This is a genomic window from Streptomyces sp. RGM 3693, assembly GCF_050471125.1.
Classification (GTDB): Bacteria; Actinomycetota; Actinomycetes; order Streptomycetales; family Streptomycetaceae; genus Streptomyces.
In genome coordinates this window covers 1,063,107-1,076,190 of sequence record NZ_JBMPPQ010000002.1, presented here as the reverse complement: position 1 = coordinate 1,076,190, position 13,084 = coordinate 1,063,107, and the positions used below count along the sequence as shown (strand labels likewise).

General features: G+C 72.5%; 16 protein-coding genes and 1 tRNA gene. 11 read left to right on the top strand and 6 right to left on the bottom strand.

The window, feature by feature from the left end; genetic code table 11:
• Positions 1 to 203: 203 nt before the first annotated feature.
• Positions 204 to 992: a MerR family transcriptional regulator gene (locus ACO0M4_RS22215; RefSeq protein WP_430373893.1), complete on the top strand. Its 789-nt coding sequence runs from the start codon at positions 204 to 206 to the stop codon at positions 990 to 992.
• A gap of 27 nt (positions 993 to 1,019) precedes the next feature.
• Here ACO0M4_RS22215 and ACO0M4_RS22210 read toward each other — a convergent pair whose 3' ends face one another.
• From ACO0M4_RS22210 to ACO0M4_RS22200, 3 genes are all read right to left on the bottom strand, one after another.
• Positions 1,020 to 1,823 (bottom strand): exodeoxyribonuclease III, encoded by an 804-nt coding sequence (locus tag ACO0M4_RS22210; RefSeq protein ID WP_430372632.1) that lies wholly within the window; start codon positions 1,821 to 1,823, stop codon positions 1,020 to 1,022.
• Positions 1,824 to 1,923: 100 nt separating this feature from the next.
• Entirely contained in the window at positions 1,924 to 3,099 is a 1,176-nt protein-coding gene (locus ACO0M4_RS22205) for a methyltransferase domain-containing protein (protein ID WP_430372630.1), read from the bottom strand.
• 2 nt (positions 3,100 to 3,101) lie between these two features.
• Positions 3,102 to 3,452, bottom strand: coding sequence for a hypothetical protein (locus ACO0M4_RS22200; RefSeq protein WP_430372628.1), 351 nt, complete (start codon positions 3,450 to 3,452; stop codon positions 3,102 to 3,104).
• A gap of 150 nt (positions 3,453 to 3,602) precedes the next feature.
• On the opposite strand from ACO0M4_RS22200, the gene ACO0M4_RS22195 reads away from it, so the two are divergent.
• From ACO0M4_RS22195 to ACO0M4_RS22160, 8 genes are all read left to right on the top strand, one after another.
• Complete coding sequence (locus ACO0M4_RS22195) at positions 3,603 to 3,740, top strand: hypothetical protein (RefSeq protein WP_430372627.1); 138 nt, start codon at positions 3,603 to 3,605, stop codon at positions 3,738 to 3,740.
• A 134-nt stretch (positions 3,741 to 3,874) separates the two neighbouring features.
• A complete protein-coding gene (locus ACO0M4_RS22190; RefSeq protein WP_430372625.1) occupies positions 3,875 to 4,711 on the top strand; it encodes a helix-turn-helix domain-containing protein in 837 nt (278 codons plus the stop codon).
• Entirely contained in the window at positions 4,708 to 4,902 is a 195-nt protein-coding gene (locus ACO0M4_RS22185; protein ID WP_430372623.1) for a DUF397 domain-containing protein, read from the top strand. Before ACO0M4_RS22190 ends, ACO0M4_RS22185 begins: the two co-directional genes overlap by 4 nt.
• A 117-nt stretch (positions 4,903 to 5,019) precedes the next feature.
• Positions 5,020 to 5,220: a DUF397 domain-containing protein gene (locus ACO0M4_RS22180; protein ID WP_430372622.1), complete on the top strand. Its 201-nt coding sequence runs from the start codon at positions 5,020 to 5,022 to the stop codon at positions 5,218 to 5,220.
• Between the two features lie 161 nt (positions 5,221 to 5,381).
• Complete coding sequence (locus ACO0M4_RS22175) at positions 5,382 to 5,864, top strand: GNAT family N-acetyltransferase (RefSeq protein ID WP_430372621.1); 483 nt, start codon at positions 5,382 to 5,384, stop codon at positions 5,862 to 5,864.
• A gap of 111 nt (positions 5,865 to 5,975) precedes the next feature.
• The gene (locus tag ACO0M4_RS22170; RefSeq protein WP_430372619.1) at positions 5,976 to 6,920 is read left to right on the top strand and encodes an ABC transporter ATP-binding protein; all 945 of its coding nucleotides are present in this window, start codon (positions 5,976 to 5,978) and stop codon (positions 6,918 to 6,920) included.
• Positions 6,917 to 7,900: an ABC transporter permease gene (locus ACO0M4_RS22165; RefSeq protein WP_430372618.1), complete on the top strand. Its 984-nt coding sequence runs from the start codon at positions 6,917 to 6,919 to the stop codon at positions 7,898 to 7,900. The genes ACO0M4_RS22170 and ACO0M4_RS22165 overlap by 4 nt, the downstream gene beginning before the upstream one ends.
• A 145-nt stretch (positions 7,901 to 8,045) precedes the next feature.
• Positions 8,046 to 8,441, top strand: coding sequence for a GntR family transcriptional regulator (locus ACO0M4_RS22160; RefSeq protein WP_430372616.1), 396 nt, complete (start codon positions 8,046 to 8,048; stop codon positions 8,439 to 8,441).
• Between the two features lie 75 nt (positions 8,442 to 8,516).
• Here the strand turns inward: ACO0M4_RS22160 and ACO0M4_RS22155 are convergent, their stop codons facing one another.
• Positions 8,517 to 9,872, bottom strand: coding sequence for an ATP-binding protein (locus ACO0M4_RS22155; RefSeq protein WP_430372614.1), 1,356 nt, complete (start codon positions 9,870 to 9,872; stop codon positions 8,517 to 8,519).
• 131 nt (positions 9,873 to 10,003) lie between these two features.
• A complete protein-coding gene (locus ACO0M4_RS22150; RefSeq protein ID WP_430372612.1) occupies positions 10,004 to 10,483 on the bottom strand; it encodes a hypothetical protein in 480 nt (159 codons plus the stop codon).
• A gap of 271 nt (positions 10,484 to 10,754) precedes the next feature.
• Between ACO0M4_RS22150 and ACO0M4_RS22145 the strand changes: the two genes are divergently transcribed.
• A complete protein-coding gene (locus ACO0M4_RS22145) occupies positions 10,755 to 11,570 on the top strand; it encodes a MerR family transcriptional regulator (protein WP_430372610.1) in 816 nt (271 codons plus the stop codon).
• A 13-nt stretch (positions 11,571 to 11,583) separates the two neighbouring features.
• On the top strand, positions 11,584 to 12,855 hold the full coding sequence (locus ACO0M4_RS22140; RefSeq protein ID WP_430372609.1) for a glycosyltransferase: 1,272 nt from the start codon (positions 11,584 to 11,586) through the stop codon (positions 12,853 to 12,855).
• Between the two features lie 93 nt (positions 12,856 to 12,948).
• Here the strand turns inward: ACO0M4_RS22140 and ACO0M4_RS22135 are convergent.
• A tRNA-Ala gene (locus ACO0M4_RS22135) sits at positions 12,949 to 13,021 on the bottom strand.
• Positions 13,022 to 13,084 lie beyond the last annotated feature (63 nt).

Genomic DNA, 13,084 nt, shown 5'->3' with positions numbered 1-13,084 from the left:
AGACCCGTACCGAGCGGTAGGGGTTCGGCGGCAGGAAGTTACTTCCGGTCACATCGGACCCCCGGCAGAGCCGGCCCGCATAGGCTGGCCCCGTGGCAGACCAGGCGGCGGCGCAGACCCCCAGAAACGCGGAGACCCGCGAAGACGCGGCGGACACCCGTCCCGCTTCCCCCGAAAACCCCCCGAAGGAACGCGAGTTCCGCATGGCCGACCTGGCCCGGGAAGCCGGCATCACCGTCCGCACCCTGCGCTTCTACCGCGAGCGCAAGCTCATCCCGCCGCCCCGCCGGGAAGGCCGGATCGCCTGGTACAACGAGCACCACCTCGCCCGCCTACGCACCATCGCCGCCCTCCTGGAGCGCGGGCACACCCTCGGCGGGATCGCCGAACTCTTCACCGCCTTCGAGACCGGCCGCGACGTCGGCGAACTCCTCGGCCTCCCCAGCCCGCTGCTGACCCCCTGGTCCGAGGAGACCCCGGTCCGCCTCACCCCCGAGGAACTGGCCGACCACTTCAGCGGCGAGGTCACCGCGGCGAACCTCACCGCCTCGCTCGCCCTGGGCTATCTGGCCGTGGACGGCGACGAGTTCGTGCACATCAGCCGGCGCCTCCTGGACGTCTCCACCAGCCTCGTCGCCCAGGGCGTGCCGCTGGCCGCCGTCCTGGAGGCCGGCGGCCGGGTCCGCGCCCACGCCGACGCCCTCGCCGACGTCTTCACCACCCTCATCCGGGCCCACCTCGTCACCACGCTCCAGGACCTCCCCCGCGCCACCGAGGCCGTCGAGAACCTCCGCCCGCTCGCCAAGGGCGTCGTCGAGGCCGAACTCTCCATGGCCATGGACCGCCGCATCCGCACGGAACTGGAGAACCTCCTGAACGGCGGGGCCACCGATCCCCGGACCCCCGCCCCCCAGGAGCAGCCGGCCCCCAGGAGGACTGAGCCCCGGGAGGACCGGACCCCGCGGGGCAAAGCGACGTACGGGGCGAAGTGACGTGCGGGGCGAGGTGACGTGCGGCGCCTACGCCCCGTACACCACCGTCACCGGCGCGTGGTCACTCCACCGCTGGTCGTACGTCGCCGCCCGCTCCACGGACGCCTTGACGGCGCGGGCCGCCAGCCCCGGCGTGGACAGGTGGTAGTCGATCCGCCACCCGGCGTCGTTGTCGAAGGCGCGCCCGCGGTAGGACCACCACGAGTACGGCCCCTCGGTGTCCGGGTGCAGGGCCCGGACGACGTCCACGTAACCGCCCTGGTCCGCGTCCAGCACGGCGGACAGCCAGGCCCGCTCCTCCGGCAGGAAGCCGGACTTCTTCTGGTTGGCCTTCCAGTTCTTCAGGTCGGCCTCCTGGTGGGCGATGTTCCAGTCGCCGCAGACGACCACCTCGCGGCCGGCCGCCTTCGCCCGCTCCCGCAGCCCGACGAGGTACGGCAGGAACTCCGCCATGAACCGTTCCTTCTCGTCCTGCCGCTCGGTGCCGACCTCGCCGGAGGGCAGGTAGAGGCTGGCCACCGTCACCCCGGGCAGATCGACTTCCACGTACCGCCCGCTGTCGTCGAACTCCGCCGATCCGAAGCCCACCTGCACCCGCTCCGGCTCCCGCCGCGTGTAGAGCGAGACACCGGCCCGCCCCTTGGCGGCAGCCGGCGCGTGCACCACGTGCCAGCCGGCCGGCTCCCGCACCTCAGCCGGCAGCTGGGCGGTCTCGGCCCGCACCTCCTGGAGGCACAGCACATCGGCATCGGTCCCGGCCAGCCACGGCACGAAGCCCTTCTTGGCCGCGGCCCGCAGCCCATTCACGTTCACAGAGGTCACGGTCAGCATCCCGGCACCCTAACCCGCGGCCGCATCCGCCACGGCCGCCCGTCCACCCCGGCCGGCCTGCCCCCGGCGGCGGCGGCAAAGGCGCCAGGCGCCAGGCGCTTCAAAGGCGCCAGGCGTTCCCCGGGTGCTCCAGCCACGCCCGTGCGCCGTCGGCCCCGACGGTCAGGCCGAAGCGGTCGTGTGCGGGCCGGCCGTGATCCGTCCACCACCGGTAGGCGGCCTCTGCCTCGTCCCAGAGTCGACGGTCCCCGTGCTGCCAGACCCGCGCGGCCCTGCCCTCCCGGAACTGCACACAGGCCCAGGACCGATCACCACCCAGCCCGTACAGCCAGACCGGCCGTGCGCCGTCCCGCTTCTCCGCGACCACCTGGAGGCAGTGCGGCACGCGCAGCCCCAGAACGAACCGAAGGGCGCCGAACGGACCCACGACGAACTCGTTCTCCACGACGGACGTGGCGGTCTCGTCGCCGTCAGCCACGCTGCCCGGCACGTAGTCCCAGTGGTCGACCTGCGGCAGGCGCTGCGCCCGGAGCTTCATGAACTCGACGGGGCCGGTGAACCGCCCGGACGCACTCCTACCGTCCTCGCTCACGACCAGCCGGGCCACCGCGTCACCGTTGCCGTAGTGGGTGCCCCAGGGGACCACCATGACGCCGCCCGGCCGGCACTGCGCCACCCAGGCGTACGGGATGGCCCGCAGGCCGCAGGTAGCGACGACGCGGTCGTACGGCGCGCCTGCGGGGTGGCCCTCGAAGCCGTCCCCGTGCACGACCTCGACCGGGGTGCCGAACCGCTCCAGTGCCGCCCGCGCGGCGGCGGCGACGGCCCCGTCGACCTCCACCGTGACCACGTTCTCCCGCCCGACCCGGTGGGCCAGCAGACCCGCGTTCCAGCCGGTACCGGTACCGATCTCAAGGACGCGATGCCCGCGGCGCACGTCGAGGTCCCGCAGCATGCGGAACACCACCGACGGCATCGACGCCGAACTGGTGGAGACCGTTCCGGGCGCCGTGCCGGTGTGTTCGCCGTCGTCCCACTGCGTCACGATCGGGCAGTCGGCATCCGCGTAGGCGTGCCAGGCTTCCGGGTCGTCGGTCCGGGCGACGGGCACGCTCGTGCCGGCCCGCATGTCCCAGGGCCACATGAGGTCCGGCAGGAACGCGGCGCGGGGTACGGCGGCGTAAGCGGGTGCCCAGTCGGGAGAGAGGTCACCGGCCGACATGAGGGCACGCCCCAGCCCGGTCCGGCTGGGGCGCTCCTGGTGTGCGTCGGCCATGTTCAGCCGGCCTTGGGCGGGTTGGGAACGCCGGGGCCGCCGTCGGGGGTCGGCGGCTCGTGGGGGCCGGGGTACGGCTTGCCGGGAAGCCTGTCGCCACCGTCGGCGCTGAAAACCATGGACACGGGGTCTTCCTTCTCTCGTACGTCGGGAGTCTTCAGGGGCAGGGTCAGGGACGGGGAGTGGACGACGAGCGTCGCGCCGTGTTCGTCGCACCGGTACACCGAGGGAGCCCAGACGGTCATGTCGTGCCGGCCGACCGGGCAGCGAACCGGCACATCGTCACCGGCCGGTTCCGACCACGGCACGGCTTCCCGCTGAGCTGCGAGCAGGCGCCCTAGGAGGCGGTGCACGGCCTACCGCTCCCGTCGGTCCGCTTGCCCGCGTTCGGCCCCAACGACCGCCTGGTCTGGTCCGCGTTCCGCGCACTCAGGTCGTCCGGCCGCCCGTTGGCTCCCCGCGCCGCCCGCACAATGCGGGTCAGCCGAGCAGCCTGGCTGGGCGTGAGCAACGGCGGGACCACCCGGGACACCTTGACGCCCCCGTCCTCCGTCACGGACACCGCGCTGGGCGGGGCGTCGATCCCCACCTCCCTCAACGCGGCATCGAGCTTCGTTCCTTCGTCAGCGCACGCCGAGTAGGGCGTACGAACAGGACTGGCCATCAAGCCCTCCTTGCTCTCCGTAGCGGTATCGCTACCGGGGAGGTTCAGAGTGGACCGCGCCTGGGGAGCATTCAACTTGTTGGACGAGAACGAAGGGTCGGTGAACAGTTCTTGAATCGTCGGGAGTTGAACCCGGAAGCGTCGCCGCGGGCTGCCTATGGAGCGCGCTTACGCAGCCTGCGGGAGTCGCGCGGCTGGACACAAGATGACCTGGCCGACCGCACGGAGTATTCAAGCGTGCATATTTCGGCGGTCGAAACTGCCCGGAAGCCTCCGACTCTTCGGTTCTCGCGTAGCGCGGACGTGGCGTTCGGCCTGACCGGCACGGCGGAAGCCTTCGAGAGCGAGTACCGCGAGATCAAACATGGCGGCTTGCTGGAGGGCTTCCCGGAGTACAAGGCCGCTGAGGCGAAGGCGGCAGAGATCCGCCTGTATGAAGTAGGCGTAATCCCAGGACTGTTGCAGACGCCGGAGTACGCATCGATCCTCGCCGCGAGCGCGGTCAAGCGTGGTGCGATCACGCCTGAGCAGGCTGACGAACGTGTGTCGACCGTTGTCGAACGTCAAGCTGCGCTAGACCGAGCGCGCCCACCACTGATCTCCGCTGTCCTGGACGAGAGTTGCGTCCGACGCCCCGTCGGCAGTCGCGAGGTCATGGACGCCCAGTTTGAAGGTCTGCTGAAGTTCGCCGAGTTGCCGAACACCATGCTTCAGATCGCCCCGTTCACCATGGGAGAGCGGAGGCCGTTTAACCTGCCGCTATACGTCCTGACGCTCCCGGATCGCTCACTCATGACCTACACAGAGTCGGCCCAGCGAGGGCACTTGGACCGGGAAAGCACATCGGCAGTCCCCATGTTGACGGCCTACCATCAGTTGCAGGCTGAGGCGCTTTCCCAGGCTGCGTCTGTGGCCGTGATCAATACGTTACGAAAGGGCACCCCGTGACTGCCACCCTTCAATGGGTCTCTTCCTCGCACTCCGACAACGGCGGCGCCTGCATCGAATGGGCTCCGGAGCACGCCCGGCACACTGGTGAGGTTCTGGTCCGGGACAGCAAGACCCCCGCCGGCCCGCATCTGGCGCTGTCCGCCGACGCATGGTCGGAACTGGTCAACTTCGCCAAGTTCCAGGGCTGACCACGACTCCCCCTTCTCACACCGTCCCTCACACGACCGCGGAAGCGACGACGCACGCCCCCGCCCGGCGCCTCCGTACGCTTCATGGAATATCGATCAGCTACGAAAGGGATCTCCGTGACGACCGAATCCCCTCGCTGGTTCAAGTCTTCCTACAGTGGCAACGGCGGCCAGTGCATCGAGATCGCCACCAACCTCGTAGTCACGCACGGCACGGTCCCCGTCCGCGACTCCAAGAACCCGGACGGCCCGCACCTCCACCTCACCCCCCAGGCATTCACCGACCTCGTGACCCTGGCGAAGCAGACGCACAGCTGAGGCCGCACCACGCGACGGCGCCGCCGCCAGGGACCTCCCGGCGGCGGCGCCTCACGTTTCCCCAGGTCAGACGGGGGCACCGCCGCATCCCCGCGGCCGAGCCACCCGCCTGCCCAGACCGCCGCTTCCGCCCCGCCCGTCGCTTCCGTACGCTTCCTGGAATGGAGATACGCCCCGTCCGCTACGACCACCCCGACGCGGTCCGACTCGACGAAGAGGTCCAGCAGGAGTACGCGCGGCGGTACGGCGACGGGGACCTGACCCGGCTGGCGCCGGAGATGTTCCTCCCGCCGCGCGGCCTGTACCTGATCGCCTACGAGGAGGGCAGGCCGCTGGCCACCGGCGGCTGGCGGGTCCAGGAGGACGCCGCGGCGGGGTACGCCACCGGCGACGCCGAGATCAAGCGGATGTTCGTGGTGCCGCAGGCCCGCGGCCGCGGCCTGGCCCGGCGGATCCTGGCCGCGCTCGAAGCCGACGCCCTGGCCGCGGGCCGCACCCGGATGGTGTTGGAGACCGGCACCGAGCAGCCCGAGGCACTCTCCCTGTACGCCTCCAGCGGCTACGCACTGGTCAAGAAGTTCGGCTACTACCGGACGTACGAGTCAAGCCGCTGTATGGCGAAATCGCTGGTCGGAGCCGAGTAACCGGACGTAAGCGGACCGTCCGGGCCGCCGCCGGCCACCCCCGCTTTGACAGGTCCCCGACCTCTCTCCATACTCATTCCACTAATTAACTAGCTAAAGGGGGGATCCAGCGTGCACGACCCGAGCCCGAGCCCCTGGGCGGTCGAGGCCGACAACCTGTGGAAGCGGTACCGCCGACGGTGGGCGCTCCAGGAATGCTCCTTCCGGATCCCGGCCGGGCGCGTCTGCGCCATGGTCGGCCCCAACGGCGCCGGCAAGAGCACCTTCCTGGGCATCGCCGCCCGCCTGCTCGAACCGTCCACCGGCACGCTGCGGCTGTGCGGCGTCCCGGTCAGCGACCCCGCCGCCCTGCAACGCGTCGCCTACCTCGCGCAGGACAAGCCCCTCTACCAGCGCTTCACGGTCTCCGAGACGCTCCGGCTCGGCCGCGAGCTGAACCCGCGCTGGGACCAGGCGCTGGCCGAACGCATCGTCCGCTCCGGCGACATACCGCTCAGCGCCCGGGTCGGCACCCTCTCCGGCGGCCAGCGCACCCGGGTCGCCTTCGCGCTCGCCTTCGGCAAGCGCCCCGAACTGCTGCTGCTCGACGAGCCGATGTCCGACCTGGACCCGCTGGCCCGGGACGAACTGTCCGGGCTCCTGATGGCCGAGGCCGCCGAGCACGGCACCACCGTCCTGATGTCCTCGCACATGCTGGCCGAGGTGGAGGAGATGTGTGACTACCTCCTCGTCCTGACCGGCGGGCGGCTGCGGATGGCCGGCCCGACCGAGGCGCTGGTACCCGCACACACCCTGGTGACCGGTCTGGCCGTCGCCGGCCGGGTCCCCGAGGAACTGACCGCACGGCACACCATCGTCGAATCCCGGATCAGCGGACGGCAGTTCAGCGCCATGGTGCGGCCCGACGGAACACTGCCCACCCGCCCCGACGCCACCGCGGACGCCCCCTGGGAGGCCATGGCGCCGAGCCTGGAGGAGATCCTGCTGGCCTGCATGCGCTCCCCGGACGCACCCGCCCTGATCCTGGACGAGGCCCGGAAGGAGACCGCGGCATGAGCACCGCCACCACCACCCACGAGGTCGGAGCGGGCGCCGCCACCGCCTCCGGCCCGCTGCGCGGCACCCTCTGGCTGGTCTGGCGCCGGCACCGTTCCGCGCTGCTCACCGGCATCCTGGTCACCCTCGCCGCCTGCGCCGTCTTCTCGTACCAGCGGATCGGGCTGATGGGCTTCCTCGGCGGGAAGAGCGCCGGCGGCGAAGCGCTCCAGACGGAGTTCCAGAGCAGGTTCGGCCCGACGTTCAGCAGCGACATCCAGTTCCTCCAGATGGTGCCGGTGATCGTCGCCGTCTTCCTGGGCGCCCCGCTGATCGCCGCCGAACTGGAACGCGGCACCCTCCAACTGGTCACCACCCAGTCGGTGAGCCGCGGCCGCTGGCTCGCCGCCACGCTGGCCCTCCCGCTGGGGATCGTCACGGCGTGCACCACCCTGGTGTCACTGGTCTTCACGTGGCTGTGGATGCCCGCCCACTCGCTGGTCGTGACCGGCGACTGGCTGAACAGCGGCCCGTTCGACCTCACCGGCCCGGTGCTGGTCGCCAAGACGCTGTTCCTCACGGCCTGCGGCATCGCCCTCGGCAAGCTCATCAAGCGGGTGGTGCCGGCGATGCTGGCCACCGCGTTCACCGCGGCGGCGGTGAGCGTGGTCTGGGACGAGAAGGTGCGGCCGAAGCTGGGCACGCTGCACAACATCACCTACCCGTACAACGGCAACGGCCCCAGTCTGGCGCCCGACGCGATCCGGATGGACGACTGGGTGGCCACCGCCGACGGCCGACTCTTCGGCTTCAGCACCTGCGTCCACGACGCCCATCCCGACGCCTGCCGGGCCAAGATGGGCATCGTCAACCGCGTCACCCAGTACATCTCCTACGACCAGATGCCCGGGATGCAGTGGCTCGGCGCGGGCATCCTGCTGGCGCTGACCGTACTGGTGCTGGCGTTCGTGGTGTGGCGGGCCCGCAGGCGGCCGCTCTGAACGGGCGTCGGGCGCGCCACGGGGGGCGCTTTGACACCCGTCGCGGGCAGCCCGATCATCAAGCGGTCGGCCGGCACGGCCCCGGCGGTCGGACCGGCTGCACCAGCCGTACCAGCCGTACCGAAACGAGCACAGAGGCAGAGAGGTGGTGAGCGCCGTCGAATTCCGGATCGACCGCCGCAGCGGCGTCGCCACCTACCTCCAGATCGTCCAGCAGGTCCAGCAGGCGCTGCGGCTGGGCGTCCTGGTGGAGGGCGACCGGCTGCCCACGGCCGCACAGGTCGCCGCCACGACCAAGGTCAACCCGAACACCACGCTCAAGGCGTACCGCGAGCTGGAGCGCGAGGGTCTGGTCGAGCCGCGGCCCGGGCTCGGCACATTCGTCAGCCGCACCCTGGCCCGCCCCGACTCGGCGGCCGACGCCGTCCTGCGCGAGGAACTGCGCACCTGGATGGAACGGGCCCGCACCGAGGGCCTGGACCGCGAGGACGTCCGGGCGCTGCTGAACTCCGTCCTGGAGGACCGCTTCCCGGAGGGGTGAGGCGGGCGTGCCGGCCACAGCCCGGCGGACCCGGGGCGTACGGCGGCGGCGGAAGGGCGGGCCACCCGCCCCGCCTCACCGCCCGTCCGCGGCCCCGGACCCGCCGGACTCGCCCGACTCGCCGGCCCGCTCCGGGCACAGCGCCCCCCGCAGGTCGACGGTGGCCTGCGCCCCGCCCGCGGGCGGATTGGCGAAGCACAGCCCGGCCCCGAGCACCCGGGCCTGCCCGGCGGCGATGGTCAGCCCGAGGCCCAGCCCCGGCCCGCCCCGGCCGCCACTGGTCCGGAACCGCTGCGGGCCGTGCGCCAACAACGCCGCCGGGAAGCCCGACCCGGCGTCCCGCACCCGTATGACCCCGCCCTCGACCTCGACGGTCACCGGTTCCGCGCCGTGCCGGCGGGCATTGCTGATCAGATTGACCAGGATTCGCTCGACCCGCCGCGGATCGGTCTCCACCAGCCCGTCCACCAGCACCCGGACCCGTATCGCCCCGTCCACCGCCGCCGGGCCCCCAGCCGCCCGGTCCGCACCGGAAGCGCCGCACCCGGACGTCCCGACCCCGGACGTCTCGGCCCCGGCCCCGGCGGCCTGGCCGGCCGCCACGACCGCCCGCCGCACCAGCTCCCCCAGCGGCCGCACCTCCCGGTCCGCCTCCTCCGTACGGGCGTCCAGCCGGGCCACCTCCAGCACGTCCTCCATCAGCCCGCGCACCCGCTCGGCCCGCTCCCGGACCATCTCGGCGGGCCGGGACGGCGGCAGCAGACCGGCCGCGGTGACCAGCCCGGCCACCGGGGTCCGCAGCTCGTGGGCGATGTTCGCGGTGACGTCGCGTTCCGCCCGCAGCCGCCCCGCCAGCGTCTCCGCCATGGTGTTCACCGCCTCGGTGAGCTGCGCGATCTCGTCGTTTCCGGTCCTCGGCAGCCGGGCGCCCAGATCGCCCTCGGCGATCCGCTGGGCGGTCGCCGCGGAGGCGGTCAGCCGCCGCCCGAAACGGTGCGCGACCAGCAGCCCGACCACGCAGCCCAGCGCGGTACCGGCCGCCCCGGCCACCCACAGCATCCGGTCCAGGGCCTCGGCGGTCTGCTGTTCCCGGTCGTAGGGGCGCTTCAGCGCGACGATGTCCGGGCCCAGCTTGGTGGCCGCCCACAGATACGGCGTACGGCCGCCCAGCTCCAGATAGACGCCCCGCCGGCCGCTCTGAACCAGCGACTTCAGCGGACCCGGCAGATCCTTGGGGTTGATCAGCCCCCGCCCGGTGTCGATCCCGGCCGCCCGGTCCTGGACGGTGGTCTGCAACCGGCTGTCGAGGGTGTGCCCGGCCAGGTCGAGCTGGGCGTTGACGGTGTGGTGGTGGACGAGCACGCCGACGAGGACCACGACCACCGCCGCGGTGGCGGAGATCGCGATACCGATCTTGGCGCGTAGCCCCATCCGTTCTCTCCTCCGTTCCACTCGTCCCTCGAACCGTCCCCGGCCCGTGCGCCCGCCCGCCACCCCGGGACTCCCGGGGCGCCCGACGTCGAAGCGCGTACCCGACCAGAGGCCCGTACGCGCCTCCTCGCCTACTCGACGTCGGGAAGGTGCAGGCTCACCCGCCCCAGCTCGGCGGCCCTCGCACCGTGCACCTCGGGCGCGACCACCCCGGCACTGGAGTAGTACGCGAATCCCTGCTGTTGCTGGAGCCCGCTCAGCGTGACCGTCACCCGGTACGGCGTGCGGACGCACTCCGGCGCGCACCAGTCCCCGACCAGCCCGCCGCCGGCCACCGCGGTCGAACCGCCCCACGACTTCCAGCGCAGCGCGGTCAGCCGCGCGGAGTCGCCCAGCGGGAGGGCGTCCGGGCGTTGCAGCGGGCGCCCGGCGTCGCCCGCCACGTAGACCGGCCCGCTCCGCGCGGACGGCGCCGGCGCCACCGCCGGTCCCTGGTCCCGCAGCAGCGGAGCCGGCCCACCACACCCCGTGAGCACCACGAAGAGCAGCAGCCCGAGCAGCCCGGCCCCGGCAGCCGCGGCGGCTCGGGGGGTGGCGATTGCTGCTCTCACGGAATCCTTCGGGCCGTGGACGGACGGGCGGACGGGCTGCGCACCAGGGCACCCTGTGTGCACAAGGTCGTACAGGATGCGCACACGAGAGCGAATACCTGTTTCCCGACAAATGTAACGGCGGTCCCTCCGATCCGACGTCCCCTCTCACATGCCGACACCGCCCGCCCTCCCCACCCTCCCCTTGACCCTCACGTGACGTCAGGCCACACCCTTGATCAACGACGCGCGGGACACCGTCCCACCGCACCAGCAAGCGAAAGGCACTCCCATGGGATACCCGGTAGGCCAGGTCTCCGCCTTCGCCGGGGTCACCATCCGCACCCTGCACCACTACGACAAGACCGGCCTGCTCAGCCCCAGCGACCGCAGCCCCGCCGGCTACCGCCTCTACAGCGACGCCGACCTCGCCCGACTCCAGCAGATCCTCTTCTACCGCGAGCTCGGCTTCCCGCTCGACGAGATCGCCACGATCCTGGCGGACCCGCAGGCCAACGCCCTGGACCAGCTCCGCGCCCGACACCGCCGGCTCACCGAGGAAATCACCCGGCTACAGCGCCTGGTCGAGGTCGCCGAGCAGGCCATGGAGGTCCAGCAGACCGGCGTCCGCCTGACCCCGGAAGAGCGCTTCGAGGTCTTCGGCGAGATCGCCTTCGACCTGACGTACGCCACCGAAGCCGACCGGAAACTGCGGCACAGCGACGGCTACCAGCGCTCGATGGCCCGGGCCGCCACGCACTCCAAGGACGACTGGACGCAGATCATGGCCGAGGCGGCCGACTGGCGGGCCCGCCTGACCACCGCCTTCGACGCCGGCGAACCGCCCGACGGCGAGCGCGCCATGGACCTCGCGGAGGAGCACCGCCGGCACATCACCCGGTGGTTCACCCCCTGCCCCACCGACATGCACGGCCGGATCGCCGACGACTTCGCCACCGATCCCCGCGCCTTCGCCCTGCTCGTCCCACCGACCGAACAACGCCCGGGCCTCGCCCCGTACCTCCGCACCGCCATCCACGCCAACGCGGTCCGCCAGTCACCCCCGGCACCCACCGCCGACCCCGCGACCGGCCCCGCCCCCTCCTGACCCAAGGCCGCCCATGAACATCCTCCTCACCGCCGCCGGCTCCTACGGCGACGTCGCCCCGTACACCGGCCTCGGCGCCCGCCTCCAAGCCGCCGGCCACGAGGTCACCCTCGCCACCCACGACAGCTTCGCCCCCCTGGTCCGCGCCGCCGGCCTCGGCTTCCGCAGCCTGCCCGCCGACCCCCGCGCCAGCCGCCCCACGGACCCGAGCGCCCCCGGGACCCCCACTACCCGCCGCGACCTGATGCGGCGCGCCGCCGCCTTCATCGAACAGCTCGGCACCGGCATGGCCGACGTCGCCGCCCCGGACACCGAACTGCTGATGCTGTCCACCACCACCGCCCCGCTCGGCTGGCACGTCGCCGAGGCCCTGGACATCCCGTCCGTCGGCGCCTACCTCCAGCCCACCGCCCCCACCCGCGCCTTCTCACCCGTCGTCAGCGGCGGCCGCTCGCTGGGCGGTTGGGGCAACCGCGCCGCCGGCCGCTTCTCGCTCCGCGTCGTCGACCGCCTCCACGCCGGCGCCACCCGCGCCCTGCGCACCCGCCTGGGCCTGCCGCCCGCCACCCCCGGTACGGTCCGCCGCCGCATCGAGGCCGCCAACTGGCCCGTCCTGCACGGCTTCAGCGAACTCCTCGTACCGCGCCCCGCGGACTGGCGCCCCGGCCTCGACGTCACCGGCTACTGGTGGCCCCACCACGCCCCCGACGCCCAACTCCCGCCCGCCCTCGAAGACTTCCTCGCCGCCGGCCCGCCCCCGGTCTCCATCGGCTTCGGCAGCATGGCCGCCGAGGACGCCGAACGCCTCAACTCCCTCGCCGTCCGGGCCCTGCGCCGCGCCGGCACCCGCGGCCTCCTCCTCTCCGGCAACGCCGGCCTGACCACCGCCGACTCCCCCTCCGACGACATCCTCACCGTCCCCACCCCGGTCCCGCACGCCCTGCTCTTCCCCCGCGTCGCCGCCGCCGTCCACCACTGCGGCGCCGGCACCTCCGCCGCGGCCCTGCGCGCGGGCATCCCGTCCGTCCCCGTCCCGTTCACCGCGGACCAGCCCTTCTGGGCCGCCCGCCTGGCCGCCCTGGGCACCGCCACCCCCGCCCTGCCCGTCACCACCCTCACCAAGACCCTCTCCCCCGACGACGCCGTCGCCCGCCTCGCCGCCGCCCTCACCGAGGCCACCACCACCCCGTCCCTCCGCACCCGCGCCGAGGCCGCCGCCCGCCACCTCGCCACCGAAGACGGCGCCACCACCGCCCTCAACACCCTCACCCGCCTCACCCCCTAACCAACCCCACCCCCCGTCAACAACCGCCCCACCCCACCCCAGACACACGAAAAAGCCCCCACCGGATTTCCCCGGTGGGGGCTTTACTGTGCGTGGACCTGAGGGGACTCGAACCCCTGACCCCCTCGTTGCGAACGAGGTGCGCTACCAGCTGCGCCACAGGCCCTTGCGACGAGTGAAACTCTAGCATCTCGTTCGCCGTGCTCGGAAATCGCTTCCGGTGCTGGTC

Bases quoted from the DNA above. Each gene is read 5' to 3' on its own strand.
- ACO0M4_RS22215 (WP_430373893.1), top strand. From the start codon at position 204: ATGGCCGACCTGGCCCGGGAAGCCGGCATCACCGTCCGCACCCTGCGC.
- ACO0M4_RS22210 (WP_430372632.1), bottom strand. From the start codon at position 1,823: ATGCTGACCGTGACCTCTGTGAACGTGAATGGGCTGCGGGCCGCGGCC.
- ACO0M4_RS22205 (WP_430372630.1), bottom strand. From the start codon at position 3,099: ATGGCCGACGCACACCAGGAGCGCCCCAGCCGGACCGGGCTGGGGCGT.
- ACO0M4_RS22175 (WP_430372621.1), top strand. From the start codon at position 5,382: ATGGAGATACGCCCCGTCCGCTACGACCACCCCGACGCGGTCCGACTC.
- ACO0M4_RS22165 (WP_430372618.1), top strand. From the start codon at position 6,917: ATGAGCACCGCCACCACCACCCACGAGGTCGGAGCGGGCGCCGCCACC.
- ACO0M4_RS22155 (WP_430372614.1), bottom strand. From the start codon at position 9,872: ATGGGGCTACGCGCCAAGATCGGTATCGCGATCTCCGCCACCGCGGCG.
- ACO0M4_RS22145 (WP_430372610.1), top strand. From the start codon at position 10,755: ATGGGATACCCGGTAGGCCAGGTCTCCGCCTTCGCCGGGGTCACCATC.
- ACO0M4_RS22140 (WP_430372609.1), top strand. From the start codon at position 11,584: ATGAACATCCTCCTCACCGCCGCCGGCTCCTACGGCGACGTCGCCCCG.